The sequence below is a fragment of the Ruegeria sp. AU67 genome (assembly GCF_900312795.1).
Lineage (GTDB): Bacteria > Pseudomonadota > Alphaproteobacteria > Rhodobacterales > Rhodobacteraceae > Ruegeria > Ruegeria atlantica.
Genome location: NZ_OMPH01000016.1, coordinates 80,879 through 102,616 on the forward strand (window position 1 = coordinate 80,879; position 21,738 = coordinate 102,616).

At 58.2% G+C, this 21,738-nt stretch carries 23 protein-coding genes; 13 read left to right on the plus strand and 10 right to left on the minus strand.

Annotation, left to right across the window (positions count from 1 at the left end; translation table 11 throughout):
- Positions 1–2: 2 nt before the first annotated feature.
- Positions 3–1,103, minus strand: a complete 1,101-nt coding sequence (locus DK510_RS05735) for an FAD-binding protein (RefSeq protein WP_109311298.1) — start codon at positions 1,101–1,103, stop codon at positions 3–5.
- A 25-nt stretch (positions 1,104–1,128) separates the two neighbouring features.
- Entirely contained in the window at positions 1,129–2,577 is a 1,449-nt protein-coding gene (locus DK510_RS05740; RefSeq protein ID WP_109311299.1) for an FAD-linked oxidase C-terminal domain-containing protein, read from the minus strand.
- A gap of 80 nt (positions 2,578–2,657) precedes the next feature.
- Between DK510_RS05740 and DK510_RS05745 the strand changes: the two genes are divergently transcribed.
- Positions 2,658–3,368, plus strand: a complete 711-nt coding sequence (locus DK510_RS05745) for a DUF599 domain-containing protein (RefSeq protein ID WP_058273022.1) — start codon at positions 2,658–2,660, stop codon at positions 3,366–3,368.
- 35 nt (positions 3,369–3,403) lie between these two features.
- Positions 3,404–3,751: a hypothetical protein gene (locus tag DK510_RS05750; RefSeq protein WP_109311300.1), complete on the plus strand. Its 348-nt coding sequence runs from the start codon at positions 3,404–3,406 to the stop codon at positions 3,749–3,751.
- Between the two features lie 3 nt (positions 3,752–3,754).
- Here the strand turns inward: DK510_RS05750 and DK510_RS05755 are convergent, their stop codons facing one another.
- The 4 genes from DK510_RS05755 to DK510_RS05770 form a co-directional block, all read right to left on the minus strand.
- Positions 3,755–4,240: a flavodoxin family protein gene (locus DK510_RS05755; RefSeq protein WP_109311301.1), complete on the minus strand. Its 486-nt coding sequence runs from the start codon at positions 4,238–4,240 to the stop codon at positions 3,755–3,757.
- 1 nt (position 4,241) lies between these two features.
- Positions 4,242–4,712 (minus strand): 23S rRNA (pseudouridine(1915)-N(3))-methyltransferase RlmH, encoded by a 471-nt coding sequence (gene rlmH, locus DK510_RS05760; protein ID WP_109311302.1) that lies wholly within the window; start codon positions 4,710–4,712, stop codon positions 4,242–4,244.
- 44 nt (positions 4,713–4,756) lie between these two features.
- Positions 4,757–5,116 carry a ribosome silencing factor gene (gene rsfS, locus DK510_RS05765; RefSeq protein ID WP_058276550.1) on the minus strand — a complete coding sequence of 120 codons (360 nt, stop codon included), beginning with the start codon at positions 5,114–5,116 and terminating at the stop codon, positions 4,757–4,759.
- A 164-nt stretch (positions 5,117–5,280) separates the two neighbouring features.
- On the minus strand, positions 5,281–6,633 hold the full coding sequence (locus DK510_RS05770) for a mechanosensitive ion channel family protein (protein ID WP_109311303.1): 1,353 nt from the start codon (positions 6,631–6,633) through the stop codon (positions 5,281–5,283).
- Between the two features lie 102 nt (positions 6,634–6,735).
- On the opposite strand from DK510_RS05770, the gene DK510_RS05775 reads away from it, so the two are divergent.
- The 7 genes from DK510_RS05775 to leuB all read left to right on the plus strand — a co-directional run bounded on the left by DK510_RS05775 (position 6,736) and on the right by leuB (position 12,991).
- Complete coding sequence (locus DK510_RS05775) at positions 6,736–6,834, plus strand: isopropylmalate isomerase (RefSeq protein ID WP_108861670.1); 99 nt, start codon at positions 6,736–6,738, stop codon at positions 6,832–6,834.
- 52 nt (positions 6,835–6,886) lie between these two features.
- On the plus strand, positions 6,887–8,290 hold the full coding sequence (gene leuC / locus DK510_RS05780; protein ID WP_109311304.1) for a 3-isopropylmalate dehydratase large subunit: 1,404 nt from the start codon (positions 6,887–6,889) through the stop codon (positions 8,288–8,290).
- Positions 8,291–8,327: 37 nt separating this feature from the next.
- Positions 8,328–8,882: an HdeD family acid-resistance protein gene (locus DK510_RS05785; RefSeq protein WP_109311305.1), complete on the plus strand. Its 555-nt coding sequence runs from the start codon at positions 8,328–8,330 to the stop codon at positions 8,880–8,882.
- Positions 8,883–8,924: 42 nt separating this feature from the next.
- The gene (leuD, locus tag DK510_RS05790) at positions 8,925–9,530 is read left to right on the plus strand and encodes a 3-isopropylmalate dehydratase small subunit (RefSeq protein WP_058276554.1); all 606 of its coding nucleotides are present in this window, start codon (positions 8,925–8,927) and stop codon (positions 9,528–9,530) included.
- Between the two features lie 332 nt (positions 9,531–9,862).
- Positions 9,863–10,693: a hypothetical protein gene (locus DK510_RS05795; protein WP_109311328.1), complete on the plus strand. Its 831-nt coding sequence runs from the start codon at positions 9,863–9,865 to the stop codon at positions 10,691–10,693.
- Positions 10,690–11,721 carry an endonuclease/exonuclease/phosphatase family protein gene (locus DK510_RS05800; protein WP_109311306.1) on the plus strand — a complete coding sequence of 344 codons (1,032 nt, stop codon included), beginning with the start codon at positions 10,690–10,692 and terminating at the stop codon, positions 11,719–11,721. Before DK510_RS05795 ends, DK510_RS05800 begins: the two co-directional genes overlap by 4 nt.
- A 166-nt stretch (positions 11,722–11,887) precedes the next feature.
- Positions 11,888–12,991, plus strand: coding sequence for a 3-isopropylmalate dehydrogenase (gene leuB, locus DK510_RS05805; protein ID WP_058273034.1), 1,104 nt, complete (start codon positions 11,888–11,890; stop codon positions 12,989–12,991).
- A gap of 48 nt (positions 12,992–13,039) precedes the next feature.
- Here leuB and DK510_RS05810 read toward each other — a convergent pair whose 3' ends face one another.
- Positions 13,040–15,226: a transglycosylase domain-containing protein gene (locus tag DK510_RS05810; RefSeq protein ID WP_109311307.1), complete on the minus strand. Its 2,187-nt coding sequence runs from the start codon at positions 15,224–15,226 to the stop codon at positions 13,040–13,042.
- 259 nt (positions 15,227–15,485) lie between these two features.
- Here DK510_RS05810 and DK510_RS05815 point away from each other — a divergent pair, with 259 nt between their 5' ends.
- Both DK510_RS05815 and DK510_RS05820 read left to right on the plus strand, forming a co-directional pair.
- A complete protein-coding gene (locus tag DK510_RS05815; protein ID WP_058273036.1) occupies positions 15,486–15,824 on the plus strand; it encodes a P-II family nitrogen regulator in 339 nt (112 codons plus the stop codon).
- Between the two features lie 33 nt (positions 15,825–15,857).
- Positions 15,858–17,168: an ammonium transporter gene (locus DK510_RS05820; RefSeq protein WP_058276558.1), complete on the plus strand. Its 1,311-nt coding sequence runs from the start codon at positions 15,858–15,860 to the stop codon at positions 17,166–17,168.
- A 67-nt stretch (positions 17,169–17,235) separates the two neighbouring features.
- Here DK510_RS05820 and DK510_RS05825 read toward each other — a convergent pair whose 3' ends face one another.
- Positions 17,236–18,420 carry an amino acid aminotransferase gene (locus DK510_RS05825; protein ID WP_109311308.1) on the minus strand — a complete coding sequence of 395 codons (1,185 nt, stop codon included), beginning with the start codon at positions 18,418–18,420 and terminating at the stop codon, positions 17,236–17,238.
- Positions 18,420–19,274, minus strand: a complete 855-nt coding sequence (gene sseA / locus DK510_RS05830) for a 3-mercaptopyruvate sulfurtransferase (protein ID WP_109311309.1) — start codon at positions 19,272–19,274, stop codon at positions 18,420–18,422. The genes DK510_RS05825 and sseA overlap by 1 nt, the downstream gene beginning before the upstream one ends.
- 605 nt (positions 19,275–19,879) lie before the next feature.
- Here sseA and DK510_RS05835 point away from each other — a divergent pair.
- On the plus strand, positions 19,880–20,470 hold the full coding sequence (locus DK510_RS05835; protein ID WP_109311310.1) for a LysM peptidoglycan-binding domain-containing protein: 591 nt from the start codon (positions 19,880–19,882) through the stop codon (positions 20,468–20,470).
- Positions 20,463–20,987: a transporter substrate-binding domain-containing protein gene (locus DK510_RS05840; RefSeq protein ID WP_160116466.1), complete on the plus strand. Its 525-nt coding sequence runs from the start codon at positions 20,463–20,465 to the stop codon at positions 20,985–20,987. The genes DK510_RS05835 and DK510_RS05840 overlap by 8 nt, the downstream gene beginning before the upstream one ends.
- A 130-nt stretch (positions 20,988–21,117) precedes the next feature.
- Here DK510_RS05840 and DK510_RS05845 read toward each other — a convergent pair whose 3' ends face one another.
- Positions 21,118–21,672 (minus strand): helix-turn-helix domain-containing protein, encoded by a 555-nt coding sequence (locus tag DK510_RS05845; protein WP_109311329.1) that lies wholly within the window; start codon positions 21,670–21,672, stop codon positions 21,118–21,120.
- Positions 21,673–21,738 lie beyond the last annotated feature (66 nt).

The window sequence follows — 21,738 nt, forward strand, 5'->3', positions numbered from 1 at the left end:
GCTTACCCCATCAACCCCGGATTAAACAAACCGCGGGGGTCGAATCTTTGACGAATTCCCTTGGTTAGAGCCGCAGTACTGGGCACCTCCGGTTGAAAGCGCCCCAGTTCGGCAAGTGTTTCGGACCCTGCCCGCACGATGCTTGCGTGACCGTCAAACGCGCCTAGTTGCGCCCGCAGATCAGTACCAACCGGCACCAAGGCCCAGATCAACCCGCCGCCCCAATCAAACAACGTCCGCTCTGCCCGGATGCGCGCGACGATGTCCGGCGCATCCGAGGGTTTGACCGAAATGCGCCAGACATCACCGCTTTGTTCGTGGAAACCGGCTGCATCACGCAGGTCGGCCCACAATGTGTCGGGCTGGTCAAGTTCGGCAACCTCGCCGAAACCAGATAGTAGGGATTTCAGTTGATCCGACCGGTATGTCACCGAACCCGCAAATCCTTCGAGGCGCAGTAAGGCGCACCCGATGTCCGGGTCGTACGCCGATCCGCTGACTTCAAAAGGGGATTTCAATGCGGCGGACAGCGCTGCAATTGCGGTGGTCACATCGGGTACCTGAACAGACAGCGTTGCCGAGACTTCGGGCTTGGGCAGTACCTTCAACGACACTTCGGTCAAAACACCCAGAGTGCCCCAGGATCCCGCCATCAGCTTGACCAGATCATAGCCGGTGACGTTCTTCATGACCCGGCCGCCATTCTTGACGACCTGCCCCATGCCATTGACATAGCCCACGCCCAAGAGAAAATCGCGGCATGCCCCTGCCTGTACCCGCCGGGGCCCTGATATGTTGGCCGAAACAACGCCGCCTATGGTCGGTGTGCCACTGGTTCCCAGCAATCCCCGGTGATCCATAGGCTCGAACGCTAATTGCTGACCTTCTGCATCTAACGCGGCCTCGATCTCTGCCACGGGTGTTCCGGCCTTCGCCACCAAAGTCAGCGCGCCGGGTTCATAAAGTGTGACGCCGGTGAGCTCGCTGGTGTCGATCACCGCGTCTGGCCCCGCAACACCGCGCGTACCGCCTCCCTTGATATGGACCGGTTCATTCAACCCGGCCACCATCTCGGCCAGTTCGGCTTCTGTCTTTGGTTTCATGACAATTCTTCTTTGTTAGAGCCGATTATTCCGCGGCAATCCGCGCGTTGCGTCGGGACTTCGACACCTGCAATGGGAACACTTTGGCGGGGTTCAGCAGCCAATTCGGGTCGAACACATCCTTGATGACCATCTGAGCCTCAAGGTCCGCAGGCGCGTATTGATGGGACATCAGATCGCGTTTTTCGATCCCAACGCCGTGCTCACCTGTCAGGCAACCACCCACATCGACGCAAAGCTTCAGGATATCGGCTCCGAACGACTCGCATTTCTCAAGATCACCAGGTTTGTTGGCATCGAACAGGATCAACGGGTGCATGTTGCCATCGCCTGCATGAAACACGTTGCCGACCGGCAGGCCGTATTCTTCGCTCATTTCACCAATCCGGCGCAGCACTTCCGGCAAGGACGATACCGGGATCGTGCCGTCCAGACACATGTAGTCGTTCAACTGCCCCATCGCACCAAAGGCTGACTTGCGCCCCAGCCAGATTTTCGCGCTTTCTTCGGCCGATTGGCTTTCGCGCAGCTCCACCGGGTTATGGCGCTTGGCGATTTCGATGATTTTTGACAACTGATAGTCCATCTCGGCCTCGGACCCTTCGACCTCGACAATCAGCAAAGCGGTGCAGTCGGGGTAACCGGCATGGGCGAAATTTTCACAGGCCTGGATGCACAGTGTGTCCATGAATTCGATCGCCACCGGCAGGATGCCCGACTTGATAATGTCCGAGACGCATTCCCCGGCAACCTCGTTGTCATCAAACCCCATCAGCACGGGTCGCGCGCCCTCGGGTTTGCGCAGGATACGCAGCGTGGCTTCAGTCACCACGCCCAACTGCCCTTCAGACCCGCAGATGACACCCAGCAGGTCCAAGCCGCCAGAGTCCAGATGCGCGCCGCCAATCTCGACCACGCTGCCATCCATCAGCACCATCTTTACGCCCAACAGGTTGTTGGTGGTCACACCGTATTTTAGACAATGCGCCCCGCCTGAGTTCATGGCGATGTTCCCAGCAATGGCGCAGGCGAGCTGTGAGGACGGATCTGGCGCATAGAAGAAGTCGTCTTCCTCGACCGCACCGGTCACGCTCAGGTTCGTGCGGCCCGATTGAACGCGAATGAAGCGGTTGTCATAGTCGACCTCCAGCACCTCGTTCATCCGGGCGACTCCAAGGATGACGCAATCCGCTGTTGGCAACGCGCCACCTGCCAAGGAAGTGCCCGACCCGCGCGGAACCACTGGAACGCCTTCCTCGTTGCAAATGCGTAGAACGTCCGAGACCTCTTGCGTGGTCGACGGCAGCACCGCCAGCATCGGAGGGCACCTATACGCCGTCAGTGCGTCGCATTCATAAGCGCGTGTCTCGGACGGTTCATGAATAACCGCCTTTTCGGGCAAGACCTGCAACAAACGTTGAAGAACCGCGGCCTTGCGGCGCAGAACGTCAGGATTTGGCGTTGGCATTTCCATGGCTGATCCTCAATTTGGTAAAATAATATTACCAATTTCTCCATCTGGCAAGTTCTCATGTCTGGCCCTAAGGTCGCCGCATGACGTGGATTGATCGGGCACAACTTTTTTCACCGCTGGACTATGCGGCAATTGCCGTGCTGCTAATTGCTTGGCTCTGGATCGGGTGGCGGATCGAAAACCCCTCCCCTAACAAGAGTTCTGTCACGATGATGATGGATGACTATCGTCGAGAGTGGATGCGGGAAATGGTCACTCGGCAGCCCCGAATGTTCGACGCGCAGGTGGTCGCGGCGATGCGGCAGGGCAGCACGTTCTTCGCCTCGACTACGATGATCGCTGTCGGGGGCGGGTTGGCTTTGCTGGGCAATACCGAACGCCTTGCCGGTGTCGCCAATGATCTGGCTATCGGCAGCGCACCGGCCATGGTGTGGGAGATCAAGATTCTGATCATCATCCTTTTTCTGGCCAATGCATTCCTGAAATATGTCTGGGCGCACCGGTTGTTTGGCTATTGCGCGGTTCTGATGGCCTCGGTGCCCAATGAACCATCGGACCCACAAGCCTATCCGCGCGCAGCACAAGCGGCCGAGATCTGCGTCACCGCGGCGCGCAGCTTTAACCGAGGTTTGCGCGTGACCTATTTTGCCCTGGCTTCCGTTGCCTGGATACTTGGGCCCGTGGCGCTGTTACTGGGCACGGCGATCACGTTTGGTGTCCTATACCGGCGCGAGTTTGCGTCGCATTCCCGGCTGGTCCTGCTGTCCCAACCGGGCGACACGGATTCGTGATCGCGAAGCCGACGGACACAGCCTAGGATCGCCACATGCGGTATTTGATTCTCAGCCTTCTTCTCACCAGCCCGGCGCTTGCCGACCCTTCTGTGATTGAAAAAGTGGCGGCCAGCCAAAGCAGTGACACGTGGCGATTCGACGTGACGATCCGCCATCCCGATACCGGGTGGGATCACTATGCTGATGGCTGGCGCGTTCTGGACATGGACGGCAATGAACTGGGTATGCGCGAATTGCATCATCCACATGAGAATGAGCAGCCCTTTACACGCTCACTATCCGGGGTGGCGATTCCAGATGGCGTGTCTCAGGTTCAGATTCAGGCGCGGTGCAGTGTCGATGGCTGGGGTGACGAGACGACGTTGGTCACGCTGAACTGATCTTCAGAACACACCCAGCGCCAGACCCGCACCCAACGCAGCCCCAATATCACGGCACTCATCCAGTTGGTTTTGCGGGATGGTCTTTTCGGCCAGAATAGCCTCGGGCGTTTGCGCATGGGTGCAGATGATCAGCGGCGGCTGAACCTCTTTCAAGCGCCAACCGGTGGCAATCCGCGCGGTTTGGCGGGCCGCGTTCTCGCCATCAGACCCGGCACAGATCATCTGCGCATACGGTCGCCCTTCGATCTTGCCCAGCACAGGGTAATAACAGCGGTCAAAGAACTCTTTCATCAGACCTGAAATTGCCGCCAGATTTTCCGGCGCGCAGAAAATATACCCATCCGCGGCCAGCAAATCCTCAGGCGTTGTCTGATCCGCAGTTTTTAGGATGGTTTCCGCTTCGTCCCGCGCTCCTGCCGCGGTGGCTTGAGCCATCTGGCGGGCGCCGCCGGTGCGCGAATGGTAGACGATCAGAAGCTGCGCCATGTCAGACCCGGTGATAGGGACCGCCCGACAGGATGGTCGCGGCCCGGTAAAGTTGCTCGGACAGCATCACACGGACCATCATATGGGGCCAGACCATCGACCCGAATGAGATGGAAAAATCGGCCTCAGCCCGCAGATTAGGGTCTATTCCGTCCGCACCGCCAATGATCAATGCCAGATCTTGCCGCCCGGCATCACGCCAGCCCCCCAGTTTTTTGGCAAAATCGGGCGAGGACATCACCCGCCCGCGTTCATCCAGCGTGCAGATCACCGCGCCTTTGGGCAAGGCCTTGCGCAGCAACGCGGCCTCGGCCCCCATCCCTGCGTTTTTCTTGTCTTCGACCTCGACAACGCGCGCAGGACCAAGGCCCAGCGCGCGGCCGGTCCGGTCAAATCGGGTCAGATAATCGTCAAGCAGAGACTTTTCCGGTCCGGCACGCAATCGCCCGACCGCACAAATGCTTATACGCATATTTCTCTCGCCTCCGGCCTGTTAATGCAGGCCGGGATGGCGCCTCAGTTGGCCGAGGCGCTGCCGCCCTGAGGCAGCCACATCTTTTCCAGCTGATAGAATTCACGCACTTCGGGGCGGAAGATATGGACGATCACGTCGCCCGTATCGATCAGCACCCAGTCGCCGGCATCCTTGCCTTCGACCTTCGAGGTGAAACCGAATTCCTGCTTGATGCGATCCGTCAGCTTTTCCGCCATGGCCGAGACCTGACGGGTCGACCGACCCGAGGCAATCACCATGTGATCCGCAACCGACGATTTGCCTTGCAGGTTGATCTGCACGACGTCTTCGGCCTTGTCATCGGAAAGTGAGGAAAGGATACGCTCAAGCAGCTTGTCGCTGATTGACTGAGAGTGGGCCATTACATTGGCCCCATCATCGGCGGGCAAACCCGCCTGTGTATGTAGAGACAGGACATAGTCCTCCTTTGTTGCGCGCCGCCAAACCCCGGCGCAGGGGTACTAATAAGGTAACAAGGGGAATGCAACATTTCAATGAACGGGCGCTTTTGCGGCCGCACGGGTGCTCACTCTTTGGCGATCTGTTGCGAGTCTGCGCCGTCGGGCAGCAGCCGAACCTCGCGCTGGGGGAAAGGAATCGATATCCCCTCGGCCTTGAAAGCGTCCCAAAGGGCGAGGTAAACATTGCCCCTGATATTGGTAAGCCCCTTGGTCGGATCGCTGATCCAGAACCGCAGCACATAGTCCACGCTGCTGTCGCCGAACCCGGTTATATGGCAGACCGGCTCATGTGAACCACCGCTGAGAACACGTTTCACCGATTTAACTGCCCGGATCGCGGTTGCGCGCACCTGATGCGGGTCGTCGTCGTAGCTGGTGCCAAACTCCAGATCCAGACGCACATAACGGTCCGAATGCGACCAGTTGACCACCTGATTGGTGATCAAGTCTTCGTTCGGGATCAGGTATTCACGTCCATCCCGCGTGACCACCGATACATACCGCGCGCCCAGCGCGTTGATCCATCCGAATGTGTCACCCAACGAGATCACGTCGCCCGGTTTGATCGAGCGGTCCATCAGGATGATGATCCCGGAAATCAGGTTCGACACCACCTTTTGAAGACCAAAACCGATGCCAACGCCGATCGCGCCTGACAACAGCGCGATGCCAGTCAGATCAAACCCAAGGGTGCGGATGGCCGCCATAAAGACAGCTCCGTACAGCAGAACCTGTATGCCTTTGGCCAACAGAACCTGCATCGAAGGCGTGATGTCGTCGTTCCTCTGCAATCCCCGCTCGGCCGTGCGGGTCCCGATGCGGGCCAACGTCAGCAGCACGCCGATCAGCAATGCGGCCTTGAGAATCCCCAGTGCCGAGATGTGCAAATCACCGATGGAGATCGCTACGCCGTCCAGAAACTCGGCCACGTCATCGGTCAAATTCAGCGCAACCAGCGTTGCATAGACCCACATTGCCCATTTGAAGATCCGCCGCAGCGTACGGTTGCGGACAAGTCGCGCCACCAGCGCGATCGCCAGCCAAGCGACGGCCAATGTCGCGATCACGCCGATAATGTAACTGTGCGACGGCCAGGTCACATTCTGCATGATCAGGTACAGCGTCCAGGACAACAAAACGAAATAGACCAGTGTTAGGCGCTGCATCAGCTGAACCAGAGTGCGCAGCCGCCATTTGGGCCAGCCGGTGCGGGCACGTGCCCAGGCCTCCCACCGGTTTTGCGTAACCAGCTTGAGCACATATGCCAAAGCCCACAGGGCGAGGATGATGATCAACTGGTGCCGCCGCCAACCCGGCGTAACGATGAGATCGACAAGTTTGCCAAACTGCACGGAAAAACCCGCGACCATGTTTTCATAGAGTTCCGACAGCGAGCTGGGGATCAGGTCTTGGTTCATACAGGTCTCCTGACCCGCAGCTTGGACAGCAACTCGGGGTGATGCAAGCCCGAGGCCGGATTGAACCTTGATTGACGGGCACACGCGATATATCTGAGGCGCATGAGAGTCTATTTGGCCCCTGCTCCGACACTGCAAGACCGCACGCGCCTGCGTGAACGGTTCTTTGGGGCCGCCCGCACGGTTCTGGCCCGCCTATAAGCGGCGCCCAGCCATTCGCCAGCTATTTCTCATTACATACGGGAGAGGACCGATGTCCCCCAAAACACTCTATGACAAGATCTGGGATGCCCATGTCGCGCACGAAGCCGATGATGGAACCTGCCTGCTGTATATCGACCGCCATCTGGTGCACGAAGTCACCAGCCCGCAAGCCTTTGAAGGGCTTCGCATGGCGGGTCGTCCGGTGCGCGCACCGGAAAAGACCATCGCTGTGCCGGATCACAACGTTCCGACCACTGCGGATCGCGTAAATGGCATCGAAAACCCCGAATCACGCATTCAAGTCGAAGCGCTGGACAAGAACGCCAAGGACTTCGGCATTCACTATTACCCGGTGAATGACGTTCGTCAGGGCATCGTGCACATCGTCGGCCCCGAACAGGGCTGGACCCTGCCCGGCATGACCGTTGTTTGTGGCGACAGCCACACCGCCACCCACGGCGCGTTTGGTGCTTTGGCCCACGGCATCGGCACGTCCGAGGTTGAGCACGTTCTGGCCACGCAGACCCTGATCCAGAAGAAGTCCAAGAACATGAAGGTGGAAATCACCGGCAAATTGCAGCCGGGTGTGACCGCCAAGGACATCACCTTGGCTGTGATCGGGGAGACCGGCACAGCCGGCGGCACCGGCTATGTCATCGAATATTGCGGCGAAGCGATCCGCGATCTGTCGATGGAAGGCCGCATGACCGTTTGCAACATGGCGATCGAAGGCGGTGCCCGCGCCGGCCTGATCGCGCCGGACGAGATCACCTATGAATATGTCAAAGGCCGTCCACACGCGCCGAAAGGTGCCCAGTGGGAAGCCGCTCTGACATGGTGGAAAACGCTGTTTACCGACGATGACGCGCATTTCGACAAGATCATCACGCTGCGCGGCGAAGATATCGCGCCTGTCGTTACCTGGGGCACCAGCCCAGAGGATGTTCTGCCGATCACCGCAACCGTTCCAAACCCCGAAGATTTCGAAGGTGGCAAGGTCGACGCGGCCCGCCGCTCGATCGAGTACATGGGTCTCGAAGCCGGTCAAAAGCTGAGCGACGTCGAGATCGACACGGTGTTTATCGGATCCTGCACCAATGGTCGCATCGAAGACCTGCGCGCCGCGGCCGAGATCCTGAAGGGCAAAAAGGTCAAGGACGGCATGCGTGCCATGGTCGTGCCTGGTTCGGGCCTGGTTCGCGCTCAGGCCGAAGAAGAAGGTCTGGCCGAGATTTTCAAGGATGCCGGTTTCGAATGGCGTCTTGCCGGATGTTCGATGTGTCTGGCGATGAACCCCGACCAATTGCAGCCGGGTGAGCGCTGTGCAGCGACCTCAAACCGCAACTTCGAAGGCCGTCAGGGCCGGGGCGGACGTACCCATTTGCTAAGCCCTGCAATGGCTGCCGCTGCGGCAATCACAGGACGGCTGACAGACGTGCGTGAATTGATGTAAGGTCCCATCACATCTAGATATTTGAGGGATTGAAAACATGAGTGACTGGGTCAAATGGCTCCTGCTGGGGCTTCTGTCCATAGCGTTCGGTATCTTTGTACTGGGCGCGCCAGTTGTGGCGTCTGTCGCCGTGACGGTAGTAACCGGTGTGTTGCTGCTGATCTCGGGTGCGCTGCAAGTTGTTGGCGGTTTTACGGTTGAAGGCACCGGCAACAAAATTCTGTCACTCATCATGGGTGCGGTGATGCTGTTTCTGGGCTGGTCCTTTCTGGATCACCCGCTGCAGGGAACCCTGACACTGGCAACCGTGATGCTGATCCTGTTCATGGCAGGCGGCATCGCACGAGTCATTCTGTCGTTCCAGATGAAAGGAACACAGTTTTTCTGGCCCACGATGATCTCGGGCATCTTGTCGATCGTCCTCGCGGGCATCATCTGGACATATGTGGGAAGCGATCCTCAGGTGCTGCTGAGCATTCTGGGTATCTTCCTGGGCATTGAGATGCTGTTCAACGGGTTCGGTCTGGTCTTTATGGCGTTCTTCATCCGGAACGCACCCAACGACGCAACAACAGAAGCGAAACAAGCTTAAACGCGGGACACGGGCGCGGCCCTCTCTCGCAGGAGTGTAGACATGGAAAAGTTTGACAAAGTCCACGGGGTGGCCGCCCCAATGCCGCTGATCAATATCGACACCGATATGATCATTCCGAAAGTGCATCTGAAAACCATCAAACGGTCCGGCCTTGGTGTCGTGCTGTTTGATGAGATGCGCTACCATCAACATGGTGGTGAAAACGAAGACTTCGTGCTGAACAAACCCGCCTATCGTCAGACAGAGATTCTGGTTGCCGGCGACAATTTCGGCTGCGGCTCGTCGCGCGAACACGCGCCATGGGCGATCAAGGATTTCGGCATCAAGGTTGTGATCTCGACCAGCTTTGCCGACATCTTCTTTAACAACTGCTTCAAGAACGGCATCCTGCCCATCGTGGTCGAAGAAGAACACCACGCGATCCTGATGGAAGATGCGCATAAAGGCGAAAACGCCCGCATGACCGTGCATCTGGAGGATCAGCAGATCACCACCTCGGATGGCGTTGTGATCGAGTTCAGTGTCGACCCACATCGCAAGCATTGCCTGCTGAATGGTTTGGACGATATCGGCCTGACGATGGAGAAAGATCACCACATCGACAAATTCGAGGATCACGCAAGTCAGGCCCGCCCCTGGGTGTGATTCCAAGAACGAATCTGTGGATACTCAACCTATCGGGGTCGCCTGGGCGACCCCTTTCGCTTTCTTGGGGTTGTTGGCCCGGCAACCACAACATGTGGTGCCCCCCTCTGATACACGCCGAATTTGCGACGAAAATGATGCAACGGCGCACCAGTTTTGCCATCATTTTGCCCAAAATCACATGTTTTCTGCACCTTGGCTTGAGCGGATTGTCGCTGATCGTCAATGTTGGCGATATTGGAGGTCTCCGGCAATAAATACGCCGGATGCAAGATGGGACGAAGCCGTCAAAGAAAAAGAAACGGTCAATCCGTTTTGAAAGGGTTTGGATAGTGATTGCGCGCACAACAGGAGCGGCGATTCGGGGACTATTGGTCGCACTTATGGTGCTGACACCCGCGTTGTACCTGCCTGTAACGTCTACGAATGGGACCGAGATAGTCGTCTTTCTCGCCATTCTCGCGTTTTTTCTGACGTTCGCTGAATACAACTCTGCCTTTCCCAGCTTTATTGAATTCCGCGATGCACCGCCTGTGAACCGTTTGCGCTTTGTTGGGTTGATGTCGATGGTCACCTTCCTGACGTTGATCTGCAAAAATGCGTATACGCCGACCGGCCTGACGACGACCTTCTATTCCTTCGGTGTGGGTGTCGCGAATGTGGTCGACTTTCCGTATTCGCCAGTACGGCTGATCATTCTGATGCTGCCGACCGATGCAAGCGCGCCCCTGATCGAACTTGTCCGTATTTCTGCCAGCGTCGCGTATGTCGCCGCTTTGGTGACGATCGCCAGCTTTGCCTACGCGGTGAAAGTGCGCGGTTGGCCGACCGGAAACGGTGCCTTCAATGTCTGGACCAATCTTCCGTTGTTCGACCCCACCAAAGGCGGTGACGTGGTCACCCGTCTGCAGCGTGACGGACGGCTGAACATTTGCATCGGTATTCTGCTGCCGTTCCTGATCCCGGCGCTGATCAAACTGCTGACTGACTATGCCGATCCGATCTCTCTGAGCAATCCTCAGACCCTGATCTGGACGCTCAGCGCATGGGCCTTTCTACCGGCCAGCATGATCATGCGTGGTATGGCGACCCTGCGCATTGCCAATCTGATCGTCGAAAAACGGCGCGCCTATTCCACAGCCGAGTCTACCCAGACCGCATGATCCGCATCCTGATCCTGCTGCTGTTGCCCGTTGTGGCGCAGGCAGAGACGATCCGTATTGCCACCTACAACACAGAACTCAGCCGCGATGGTCCGGGATTGCTGCTGCGGGATATTCGCCGCGGTGATGATCAGGTGATGGCGGTTGCTGCAGTTTTGGCGGCAACCCGCCCCGATATCATTGCGTTGCAGGGGATCGACTGGGATTTCGAGGGGCTGGCGCTGGCGGCGCTGGCAAATCGGTTGCGCGAGGCCGGATTGGACTATTCTTACACTTTCGCAGCCCAACCAAATTCCGGCCTGGAAACGGATCTTGATCTGGACGGAGATGGTCGAACCCACGGCCCTGGTGACGCGCAGGGTTGGGGTCGCTTCACAGGACAAGGTGGGCTGGCCGTGATGTCCCGTTATCCCATCGCTTCGGATCAGGTTCAGGACCTGTCCAACTTGCTATGGGTGGAATTGCCCGGTGCTGAACTGCCCCAACATGACGCAGACCCCTACCCGTCAGAACAGGCGCAGAACGTTCAGCGCCTCTCATCCGTCGCGCATTGGGTTGTGCCCATCGAAACTCCGGCAGGGCGGCTGGATTTGATGACCTTCCACGCCTCGCCCCCGGTGTTTGACGGGCCAGAGGATCGCAATGGACTGAGGAACAAGGACGAGATCCGTCTTTGGTCCGCAGTCATGGATGGTGAAGTCGGGCGCAAACCCGATCGTCTGTTTGTCATCGCGTGTGACGCCAATCTGGACCCAGTGCGAGGTGATGGACGCAAAGAGGCGATCCGAGAGTTTTTGAACGACCCCCGCCTTCAGGACCCTTCACCTGCAGACCCATCAGGCGATTTGACAACGGTGGTCTGGAAAACGGTTGGTCCAATGCGGGTCGATTACGTCCTGCCATCGGCCCAATGGCAGGTGGTGGATTCCGGGGTGCACTGGCCCGCCGCGGGCTCTGAAGAACGCGAAAGCGCCGAAAGCGCCAGCCGTCACCGGCTGATCTGGGTCGACCTGACACTGCCTCGCTGATACGGCACTTTGCGCCATGATCTGGCCTGCAATGCAGACCTGACGCAATTTTCAGACGCTAACGGAAACAAACCTGTATTTTCCTTGCCGTCAGGCGGGATCGTCTCATTGACCCGATGCCGCACAGGCGCTAGGGCCTGTGCTGTAAAACGCAAGGAGATCCTTCATGTCCAACCCCTCGCTCCTCATCCTGCCCGGAGACGGAATTGGCCCCGAAGTCATGGCCGAAGTGCGCAGAGTCATCGACTGGTTCGGTGCGAAACGCGGCCTGGAATTCGACGTGAGCGAGGATCTGGTCGGTGGTGCCGCGTATGATGCGCATGGCAAGCCCCTGTCGGACGAGACGATGGCCAAAGCGCAAGAGGTTGACGCGGTTCTGCTGGGTGCTGTTGGCGGCCCGAAATACGACGATCTGGATTTCAGCCTCAAGCCCGAGCGCGGCTTGCTGCGCCTGCGCAAAGAGATGGACCTGTATTCCAACCTGCGCCCGGCACAGTGCTTTGACGCGTTGGCCGATTTCTCGTCGCTGAAGAAAGACATCGTTGCCGGCCTCGATATCATGATCGTGCGCGAGTTGACCTCGGGCGTCTATTTCGGCGAGCCGCGCGGCATCTTCGAGGAAGGCAATGAACGTGTTGGCATCAACACCCAGCGCTATACCGAATCTGAGATCGAACGCGCCGCGCGCTCGGCATTTGAGCTGGCAATGCGCCGGAACAAAAAGGTCTGCTCGATGGAGAAGGCCAATGTCATGGAATCGGGCATTCTGTGGCGCGAAGTTGTGAACCGTGTGGCCAAGGATTACCCCGAGGTCGAGCTGAGCCATATGTATGCCGACAATGGCGCGATGCAGTTGGTGCGTGCGCCCAAACAGTTCGACGTCATTCTGACAGACAACCTGTTCGGCGACATCCTGTCGGACTGTGCCGCGATGCTAACCGGCTCGCTGGGTATGCTGCCGTCGGCCTCTTTGGGTGCTCCGATGGCAAACGGCCGTCCCAAGGCGATGTACGAGCCCGTCCACGGCTCGGCCCCGGATATCACAGGTCAGGGCAAAGCCAACCCAATCGCCTGTATCCTCAGCTTTGCCATGGCGCTGCGCTACAGCTTTGATCAGCTTGAAGAAGCAGATCGTCTTGAAGCAGCGATCGAGAAAGTGCTGGCCGACGGTGTTCGCACGGGCGACCTGCTGGCAGATGAAGGCGTCACGCCGGTTTCGACCACGGAAATGGGTGATGCGATTTTGGCCGCCCTTGACGACAGCCTCTGATCAGGCGCTCATTCAATTCAAAAGGCGGTGCCCAGCGCACCGCCTTTTTTAGTTTCCACCGAAAATGTTGTTCAGCAGATTGTTGATGGCCCGGTCCAACCCGGTTTGGCTCTTTCGGCGCTGTTGCTGAGGTTGCGCTGTTCTGACCGGTGGGTCCGGGGCCAACATCGGCAACGGCGTCGGTGTCATGCCTTCGGTCACGCGCAGCATGGTTTCTTTCCAGATTTCAGCCGGCAACCCGCCTCCGGTCACACCAGATAATGGGGTGTTGTCGTCATAGCCCATCCAGATGCCCGTTACGTAATCGGCCGTGAACCCGATGAACCACGCGTCCCGCGCAGCCTGCGTCGTGCCGGTTTTACCCGCCACCTGCCAACCAGGCAATTGTGCACGCGCACCGGTTCCCGCGGACACAACACGCTCCATCATCCAGGTCAGTTGTTTGGCGGCTTTGTCGTTGATGACCCGCTCACCAATGCCGGTTGTCGTCACCATGACCGGGGTTTGATCGCCCAACAGCTTCAATTCGGTCAGCCCATAGGGTTCCACCGCCGAGCCACCGTTCAGGATGCCGGCGTAAGCCCCCGTCATCTCGATCAGCGTGCTTTCCGACGCGCCCAGCGCCAGAGCGGGGCCTTGCGCCAGATCACTATCGATGCCGAATTCGCTGGCCACCGTGCGGACATTGTCCAGCCCCGCGATCTCAGCCACTTTCACCGCCGGGATGTTTAGCGAGTTTTTCAATGCATCTGCCAGTGTGACGCGCCCGTAAAACTTGTTGGTGTAGTTCTTGGGACACCATTGGCCAGAGCCTGGAATGTTCACGCAGTAGGGCTCATCCACCACCGTATCCAATGGCGAATAGCCAAGCTCAAGCGCGGTGGCATAAACAAAGGGTTTGAATGATGACCCCGTTTGCCGCAGCGCCTGCGTGGCGCGGTTGAATGCACCGGACACGCGGGTCTTGCGCCCGCCAACCATTCCGCGCACAGCCCCGTCCGCCGACATCACCACGATCGCGGCCTGCGCCTTTGATCCTTCGCGGACCTTCTCCTGGAAGATGAACTGCAGCGCCTCTTCGGCCGATTTCTGGATACGCTGATCCAGTGTGGTGCGGATCACCACATCTTCGGTCGTGTTGCGTGTAAAGAACTCGGGTCCGCTGGCCATCACCCAATCGGCGAAATAGCCCCCCGCCCGCGCAGCAGCGGCTTCGGACAGTTGCGCGGGATTGCTGCGCGCACTGCTTGCTTGTGCCGAGGTCAGATACCCCTGTGCCTCCATCAGGCCAACCACCAGCCGCGCTCGATCCTGCGAACGTTGCAGGTTATTCGTAGGTGCATAGCGCGTCGGTGCCACCAGCAGACCAGCCAGCATAGCAGCCTGCGACGGGCTGACCTCAGCCGCCGAAATCCCGAAATAGCGTTGGCTTGCGGCCTCGAACCCGCGCGCACCCGCGCCCAGGAAGGCCCGGTTCAGATAGATGGTCAGGATCTCGTCCTTGGAATACTTGACCTCCATCGCCATCGCATAGACCGCCTCTTTGGCCTTGCGCCAAAGCGAGCCTTGACGGCAATCAGACTCATAGGCAGCTTCGGATTCCCATTCACTGGGCTCATAAGGCACACCCAGACACAACAGCTTGGCCGTCTGCTGCGTGATGGTCGACCCGCCATGCCCCGACAGCGGTCCGCGCCCTTCGCTCAGGTTGATGCGCACAGCGCTTGCGACACCGCGCGGGCTGACGCCGAAATGGCGATAGAACCGCTTGTCCTCGGTCGCGACGACAGCGTTCTTCAGATGCGGCGAGACAGTATCGGCCGTGATCACCCCACCAAATTGGTCCCCACGCCAGGCAAAGACCTTGCCGTCCCGATCCAACAGGGTCACCGACCCGCGCGCGCGACCGTCTAGCAAAGCATCGACGTCAGGCAGAGAGGAGTAGACAACCCCAACCGCCAAAGCCAACAGCATGGCAGCCACCGCGCCCACACGCCAGGTCACACCCCAAATCAACCGCCAAATCCAACGGAACATGCGGCGCAAGAAGCCGCCGCCGCCACCGGACGTCTTGCGGATTCTCTTCCGGGCGGTTTTGCGAGTCGACGTCTTGCGCGCCGTCGCCTTCTTGCCGGCGGGCTTTGTCGTCCGCTTTGTTGCAGCGGGTTTACGCCCCTTTGAAGGGTATCTTTTGTCTGCAACAAGCGATGTCTTGCGACGCCTGGACTCAGTCATGCTCAAACTCTGCCCGGTTATCATTTTGAGGCACCATACCCTGCCACCGGCGCGAAGTAGAGGTATGAAATTCCGCTAACCGGCCTCAATAGTTCGCCTGATTTTTAGGCATCAACGTTTTTTTGTGCAAAAATTGTGCACCTTACCCCCCTTTTCCCCTGCGTTCTCCCGCCCTGACCGTTTCTTACTGCGGTCAGTCACGCTCTCTTTCTGCAGGTGCAAACAAACCGGTTCCGCCGGACAGGAAGAGGGGACAGACGTGAAACTGATCATTGCGACAATCAAGCCATTCAAGCTGGAGGAGGTGCGCGAGGCACTGACCGAAGCCGGCGTGCGCGGCATGATGGTGACCGAGATCAAGGGCTTCGGCTCGCAATCGGGCCACACCGAAATCTATCGTGGGGCCGAATACGCGGTGAATTTCGTGCCCAAGATCAAGCTTGAAATCGTGGTGCCCGCCACGATGGCCGACCAAATCGTCGAGACCATCACCAAAACCGCCAAGACCGGCAAGATCGGTGACGGCAAGATTTTCGTCCTTGATGTCGAGCAGGCGCTGCGCGTGCGGACCGGGGAAACGAACGAAGAGGCGCTGTAAGCGCCGCCACTCCAAAGCATTCGAGGACTGACAATGAACCTGATGAAATCTCTCATCCCAGCCGCCGCGCTAGTCGTGCTGCCGCAGATGGGCCTGGCGCAAGAGGCCGCCGAGGGCGAAGCTGCGCTGCACACCCAGTATATTTTTACCACCCTGTTGTTCCTGATGGCAGGCTTCCTTGTCTTCTTCATGGCAGCAGGATTTGCCATGCTCGAGGGCGGTCTGGTGCGTTCCAAGAACGTTGCCATGCAGATGATCAAGAACATCGCGCTGTTTTCGATTGCCGCGATCATGTACTGGCTGGTCGGCTTCAACACGATGTACCCGGGCGATTTTAATGGTTTCTTTGCTCTTGGCGGCCCGACCGTGCTTGATGCTGTGGGTGTTGCGCCCGCGGACGCGGCGTTAGATTACGCGTCTATCGGTTCGGACTTCTTCTTCCAGCTGGTCTTTGTGGCGGCAACCGCGTCCATCGTGTCCGGTGCCGTGGCCGAGCGCATAAAGCTGTGGCCCTTCCTGGTCTTCGTCATCGTGCTGACTGGTATCCTCTACCCGATCTCTGGATCGTGGAAATGGGGCGGCGGCTGGCTGGATGCCATGGGCTTTTCCGACTTCGCCGGTTCGACAGTTGTGCATTCGGTCGGCGGATGGGCCGCACTGGCGGGCTGCCTGATCCTTGGCCCCCGCATTGGCAAGTACAAAGACGGCAAAGTTCACCCGATGCCCGGTTCCAACCTGGCGCTGGCAACTCTGGGTACGTTCATCCTTTGGCTGGGCTGGTTTGGCTTCAACGGCGGCTCTCAACTGGCGATGGGCACCGTAGGTGACGTATCCGACGTGTCCCGCATCTTCGCCAACACCAACATGGCCGCCGCATCTGGTGCTATCGCAGCCCTGATCATGACGCAGGTGTTGTACAAGAAACCTGACCTGACCATGGTGCTGAACGGCGCGCTGGCCGGTCTGGTCTCGATCACCGCAGAACCGCTTGCCCCGACCCTGTTCGGAGCGCTGTGGATCGGTGCAGTTGGTGGCATCATCGTAGTCTTCGCGGTTCCGATGCTGGACAAGTTTAAGATCGACGACGTTGTCGGTGCCATCCCGGTTCACCTGTTCGCAGGCATCTGGGGCACCATCGCCGTGATCTTCTACGGCGAAGCAAACCTGATCACCCAACTGACCGGTATCGTAGCTTATGGTGTGTTCACATTTGTTGGCGCGTTGATCCTGTGGACAATTCTGAAGGCGACGGTCGGCATCCGTGTCAGCGAAGAAGACGAGATCAACGGCCTCGACATGGCAGAGCTGGGTATGGAAGCTTATCCAGAGTTTTCGAAAGGCTAATAGCCAGCCACTCGAAAATAAAAAACCCGGGCGTTCGCGCCCGGGTTTTCTGATTTATAGAATTGAATTAGACACCGACGTCAATAATCGCCTTGGCCAAGATCGGAACCGTCGTCGCGTTCAAGCCAGCAATGTTCAACCGGCTGTCACCGACCATGTAGATGCCGTGATCCGCGCGTAGCTTTTCGACCAGTTCCGGTGCCGCCCCCAGACGCGAGAACATGCCGCGGTGCTGGGCGACGAACCCAAAGCGATCGGACCCACTTTGGGCCTGCAGCTCGTCTGCCAGTTGTTGGCGCAGGCCCAACATCGAAAGGCGCACCTCTTCCAGCTCAGCCGTCCAGTCAGCGCGCAGGGCTTCATCATTCAGGATCGTCGTCACCACCCGTGCGCCGTGATCCGGCGGGAACGAGTAGTTCTGACGGTTCAGGAATGCCAGCGTGGACTGGTTCAGAGCCGTCTGCGCCGGGTCATCACTGATGGCCATCAACAGGCCGGTCCGCTCGCGGTAGACACCGAAATTCTTCGAGCAGGACGCTGCAATCAGGCAACGCTTGACCGACGAGGCCACCAGTCGGGTCGCCTGCGCATCCTCTTCCAGTCCGTCGCCAAAGCCCTGATAGGCGATATCGATCATTGCCACGAGGCCACGCTCGTTGATCAGGTTCACGACCTCCTGCCACTGCACCATGTTCAGGTTGGCACCGGTCGGGTTGTGGCAGCAACCGTGCAGCAGGATCACGTCGCCCGCATTCGCGGTTTTCAGGTCCTCGATCATGCCGTCGAAATCGACGCCACGGGTTTCACCGTCGAAATACCGATATTGGACCGTCTCCATCCCCAGATAGTTCAGGATCGACAGGTGGTTGGGCCATGTCGGGTTCGACACGAACACGCGAGCCGAGGGGTTGGCCATGCGGATCATCTCAAATGCTTGACGGCAGGCACCGGTTCCGCCGGGCGTCGCCACGGCAGCGATGTTGCCGCGTGGAACCGAGGTGCCCAGGATCAGGCCAATCATCGCATCGGCATAAGCCGGGTCGCCCGCCAATCCGGTGTAGGCCTTGCTCTCTTGCTCTTCTAGGATGCGCTTTTCGGCCGCTTTCACCGCACGCATCACCGGGGTCACGCCCTCGGCATTCTTGTAGACGCCAACACCCAGGTCGATCTTCTGATCGCGCGGATCTTCGCGGTACGCCTGCATCAGCGCCAGAATCTTGTCGGCAGGCTGCGGTTTGAGGTTTTCGAACATCAGTTCTCTCCGGTTGCGACGGGCAGGGTCGGGAAGGCACCCCATTCAGCCCAGGAGCCGTCATAAAGCGAGTGGTCTTTCTTGCCGATGCGCTCAAGCGCAAGGCTGAGGATTGCGGCGGTCACACCCGACCCGCAGGATGTGATGGCCGGTTTCGACAGGTCCACACCTGCGGACTCGAAGATGGCGCGGCATTCGTCGGGTGATTTCATCGTGCCGTTCTTGTTCAGCAACGTGCCGAAGGGCACATTGCGCGACCCTGGAATATGGCCTGGGCGCAGACCTTCGCGCGGTTCTGTCCCGGTTCCGGCAAAGCGGTCCGCAGAGCGTGCGTCGATGATCTCATGATCGGCCAGCTTGGCGGCGGCAGATACCTGCGTGACATCGCGGACCAGATGGTTCTGGACCCGAACGGTCATGTGGCGGTCGCGGATCACCGGCGGCAGATCTTCGATCTCATGCCCCTCGGCCTGCCATTTCGGCAGACCACCATCCAGAACGGCGATGTTTTCCTGCCCCATCAACCGGAACAACCACCATACACGGGCGGCAGACATCAAGCCGGCCCCATCATAGACGACAACCTGATGGCCGTCGCCCACGCCCATTGCCCTCAGGCGGGACATGAACTTTTCGACCGGGGGCGCCATATGCGGCAAGTCCGAGCGGTGGTCCGAGATATCATCAATATCAAAGAACCTCGCACCGGGGATGTGGGCCGCGTCATATTCGGCCTTTGCGTCCCGCCCTTGCTGAGGCAGATACCACGACCCGTCCAGCACCCGCAGATCCGGGTCCTTGAGATGGGCGGCAAGCCATTCGGTAGAAACGAGGGTTTTCGGATCGTCCTGCATAAAAGCCTCCCCTAAACGCGCTTGGTTTGTCCCTATACGCGCGCGCATGCGGGTTCAAGACTGGATGGGATGATGACGCTAACGGACGCCTCTGATCCTGCGGTTCCGGGCGATTGGGGCCAATTTGAGCAAAACAAACAGGCCCAAGCGCACCCGTAACTCAGTTTAACTTCCGCACACGGTTTGCCCATATGCACATTTTGAGTTGTAACCACCGGAAATGGTCATGGGTGTAAGAGTGCCGTCCTGCTTTGTGGACTTGCGCTTGCATGATATTTTTCACTCCACTAGGGGTTGAACTCAAAAAATGCACTTTCCGCCGTAAAATGGCCGGTTTTCCCTACGTCATTGTACCCCGGAGTATCTGTGAAAGCGCCCATGTTCAGGCCGTGAAACAGCCAATACAACATCGGAGCTGGAGCCAAGGGAAACGGGCAAATTGGAAAAATAATAAATACATTCCCCCGCAGTCTGAAAAATTTGGAGCAGCGCGGAACACCTTTCCTAACATTCTGTAAGTGAAGAAAAATACCACCGCCAGGGTAGTAGACCAAACAACCCGGACCCTGGCGCACGTTAAAGCACTCACTCGACAGGAGAACGAAATGAATACCCCTGGAATTAAGTTTGGCCTAGTGGCCCTGGGTCTGGCTGCCTTGATCTCACCGATAAGCGCTGCGGCGCAGGTCGCGTGCGAACCGTATACAGTAAAAGCAGGCGATACACTGGCGACTATTTCCGAAACGGCTTATGGGTCTCGGGACTACCAAATCATCTTCAACGCGAACAGAAACGTCATTGCCGGAAATCCGAACAACCTGACGCCTGGTACTGTTCTGAATTTACCATGCGCCGACGGTCGCTTGACCGCCGCATCGCAGTTCAACGAAGTTGTCGAGCGAGAGGAAGAAAAGGCCGCGAAGATCAAAGCCAGAAACGTTTATGAACCACCGATTCGTCTTTTGGCCGATAACGATTGGGCACCCTATACGGACGAAGGTCTTTCGGGTGGCGGCTTTTTGATGCGGTTGTCGACAACGGCCCTGCATCGTGCTGGCAACAAGCGCGAATACAACCAGGGTTGGGTGAACGATTTCAACTCACATCTTTATACACTTCTGCCCGCCGGAGCGTATGACATCGCCGTTGCATGGGTTGTGCCAGATTGCGCAAAAAAACCCCGATGCCATGGGTGAAGACAGCCTTTATCGCTGTAACGGGTTCTACGCGTCACAGCCATTGTATGAATCAGTCGTGGGCTATTTCACACTGCCCGACAGCAAATATGCTGGCGCAGCCTCCATCGAAGAGCTGGAAAGGGCCGTATTCTGTCGTATGGACGGGTTCTTTACCAATGACCTGGAAGAGGCCGGCCTAGTCGAACCCAAAATCACGCTTGTTCGCCCCCGCACCCCGGAAGAGTGCATCGAGGCGGTCATGAACGGAACCGCGGACGCCACCGGGATGGCTATCCAGCAAGCCAATGGTGCAATTGCGGCTTTGGGTATGGAGAACGAGGTGGTTCAGAATGAGAACTTCACCCATCTATCCACCATTCGTCTGCTGGCCCATAAATCCAACCCATACGGGCTGCAGTATATCTCGATGCTGAATAATGGCCTGAACGAAATGCGGCAGTCGGGCGAGTGGTACGATATCGTTTCCAGCTCGTTGTCCGAGTACAGCTCTAAGCTGCAATCCGCGTCGAACTGACCGGTTCGTGCTAAAGAAACCGTACACAGCGCGACCCGCGCTGTGTGCTACCTCGACATAAAGTCATAACTTTGTACTTGGGTCACATATTTTTTTCATGTCGCCCACCCTTTCCAGCGAGCGCGTTGCCTCAGGTGACCTCGGCTGGTTGCGCATAGTGATGCATGTTCAAAAACGCAGCGCCATTCGTCCCGGCCCTGTAGCCATGCGGCAGATCGGCTGCAAAGCGTAGGCCCTGCCCGGCCTGTAGCGGAACCCAGTCACTGTCGCGCAGAATCTCAAGCGATCCGTTCAGCACAAACACTTCTTCGGTCACCCCTGCGGCATGGGCTGCGGATTCGTGGCTTTGGTTTGGGGCAAGGTCGACGTGAAACGTTTCGGCCCCCAGCGCCGGATCGAAGGGAAAGACGATCTTGACCTCAATGCTGCCGGGAAAGGTCACCGTGTGAAACACGTCGGTCATGGCGGTATCCCGCAGGGCTGCCGTTCCGATCAACGCACTAAGCGGCAGCTGAAACCCTTTGGCGATTTTCCACAGCGTTGCGATGGTCGGGCTGGATTCGCCTCGTTCGATCTGACCCAGCATGGCTTTGCTGACACCTGTCATCTCGGCCACTTTGGACAGGCTCAACCCTGAGGCCGCCCGCACATCGCGTAGTTTTACCGTAATTTCGTCCGGTGCCATCTTGTCGTCTCTCGAATCCTCTTGTGCGTTATAGCGCACATGTGATACGTGCGCTATAACGCACGC

Bases quoted from the DNA above. Each gene is read 5' to 3' on its own strand.
- sseA (WP_109311309.1), bottom strand. From the start codon at position 19,274: ATGCAGGACGATCCGAAAACCCTCGTTTCTACCGAATGGCTTGCCGCC.
- DK510_RS05775 (WP_108861670.1), top strand. From the start codon at position 6,736: ATGAGAGTCTATTTGGCCCCTGCTCCGACACTGCAAGACCGCACGCGC.
- DK510_RS05835 (WP_109311310.1), top strand. From the start codon at position 19,880: ATGAATACCCCTGGAATTAAGTTTGGCCTAGTGGCCCTGGGTCTGGCT.
- DK510_RS05770 (WP_109311303.1), bottom strand. From the start codon at position 6,633: ATGAACCAAGACCTGATCCCCAGCTCGCTGTCGGAACTCTATGAAAAC.
- rsfS (WP_058276550.1), bottom strand. From the start codon at position 5,116: ATGGCCCACTCTCAGTCAATCAGCGACAAGCTGCTTGAGCGTATCCTT.
- DK510_RS05845 (WP_109311329.1), bottom strand. From the start codon at position 21,672: ATGGCACCGGACGAAATTACGGTAAAACTACGCGATGTGCGGGCGGCC.
- DK510_RS05745 (WP_058273022.1), top strand. From the start codon at position 2,658: ATGACGTGGATTGATCGGGCACAACTTTTTTCACCGCTGGACTATGCG.
- DK510_RS05755 (WP_109311301.1), bottom strand. From the start codon at position 4,240: ATGGCGCAGCTTCTGATCGTCTACCATTCGCGCACCGGCGGCGCCCGC.
- DK510_RS05825 (WP_109311308.1), bottom strand. From the start codon at position 18,420: ATGTTCGAAAACCTCAAACCGCAGCCTGCCGACAAGATTCTGGCGCTG.
- DK510_RS05820 (WP_058276558.1), top strand. From the start codon at position 15,858: ATGAACCTGATGAAATCTCTCATCCCAGCCGCCGCGCTAGTCGTGCTG.
- DK510_RS05735 (WP_109311298.1), bottom strand. From the start codon at position 1,103: ATGAAACCAAAGACAGAAGCCGAACTGGCCGAGATGGTGGCCGGGTTG.
- DK510_RS05785 (WP_109311305.1), top strand. From the start codon at position 8,328: ATGAGTGACTGGGTCAAATGGCTCCTGCTGGGGCTTCTGTCCATAGCG.
- DK510_RS05840 (WP_160116466.1), top strand. From the start codon at position 20,463: ATGGGTGAAGACAGCCTTTATCGCTGTAACGGGTTCTACGCGTCACAG.
- leuC (WP_109311304.1), top strand. From the start codon at position 6,887: ATGTCCCCCAAAACACTCTATGACAAGATCTGGGATGCCCATGTCGCG.
- leuD (WP_058276554.1), top strand. From the start codon at position 8,925: ATGGAAAAGTTTGACAAAGTCCACGGGGTGGCCGCCCCAATGCCGCTG.
- DK510_RS05750 (WP_109311300.1), top strand. From the start codon at position 3,404: ATGCGGTATTTGATTCTCAGCCTTCTTCTCACCAGCCCGGCGCTTGCC.
- DK510_RS05810 (WP_109311307.1), bottom strand. From the start codon at position 15,226: ATGACTGAGTCCAGGCGTCGCAAGACATCGCTTGTTGCAGACAAAAGA.
- DK510_RS05740 (WP_109311299.1), bottom strand. From the start codon at position 2,577: ATGGAAATGCCAACGCCAAATCCTGACGTTCTGCGCCGCAAGGCCGCG.
- DK510_RS05800 (WP_109311306.1), top strand. From the start codon at position 10,690: ATGATCCGCATCCTGATCCTGCTGCTGTTGCCCGTTGTGGCGCAGGCA.
- leuB (WP_058273034.1), top strand. From the start codon at position 11,888: ATGTCCAACCCCTCGCTCCTCATCCTGCCCGGAGACGGAATTGGCCCC.
- rlmH (WP_109311302.1), bottom strand. From the start codon at position 4,712: ATGCGTATAAGCATTTGTGCGGTCGGGCGATTGCGTGCCGGACCGGAA.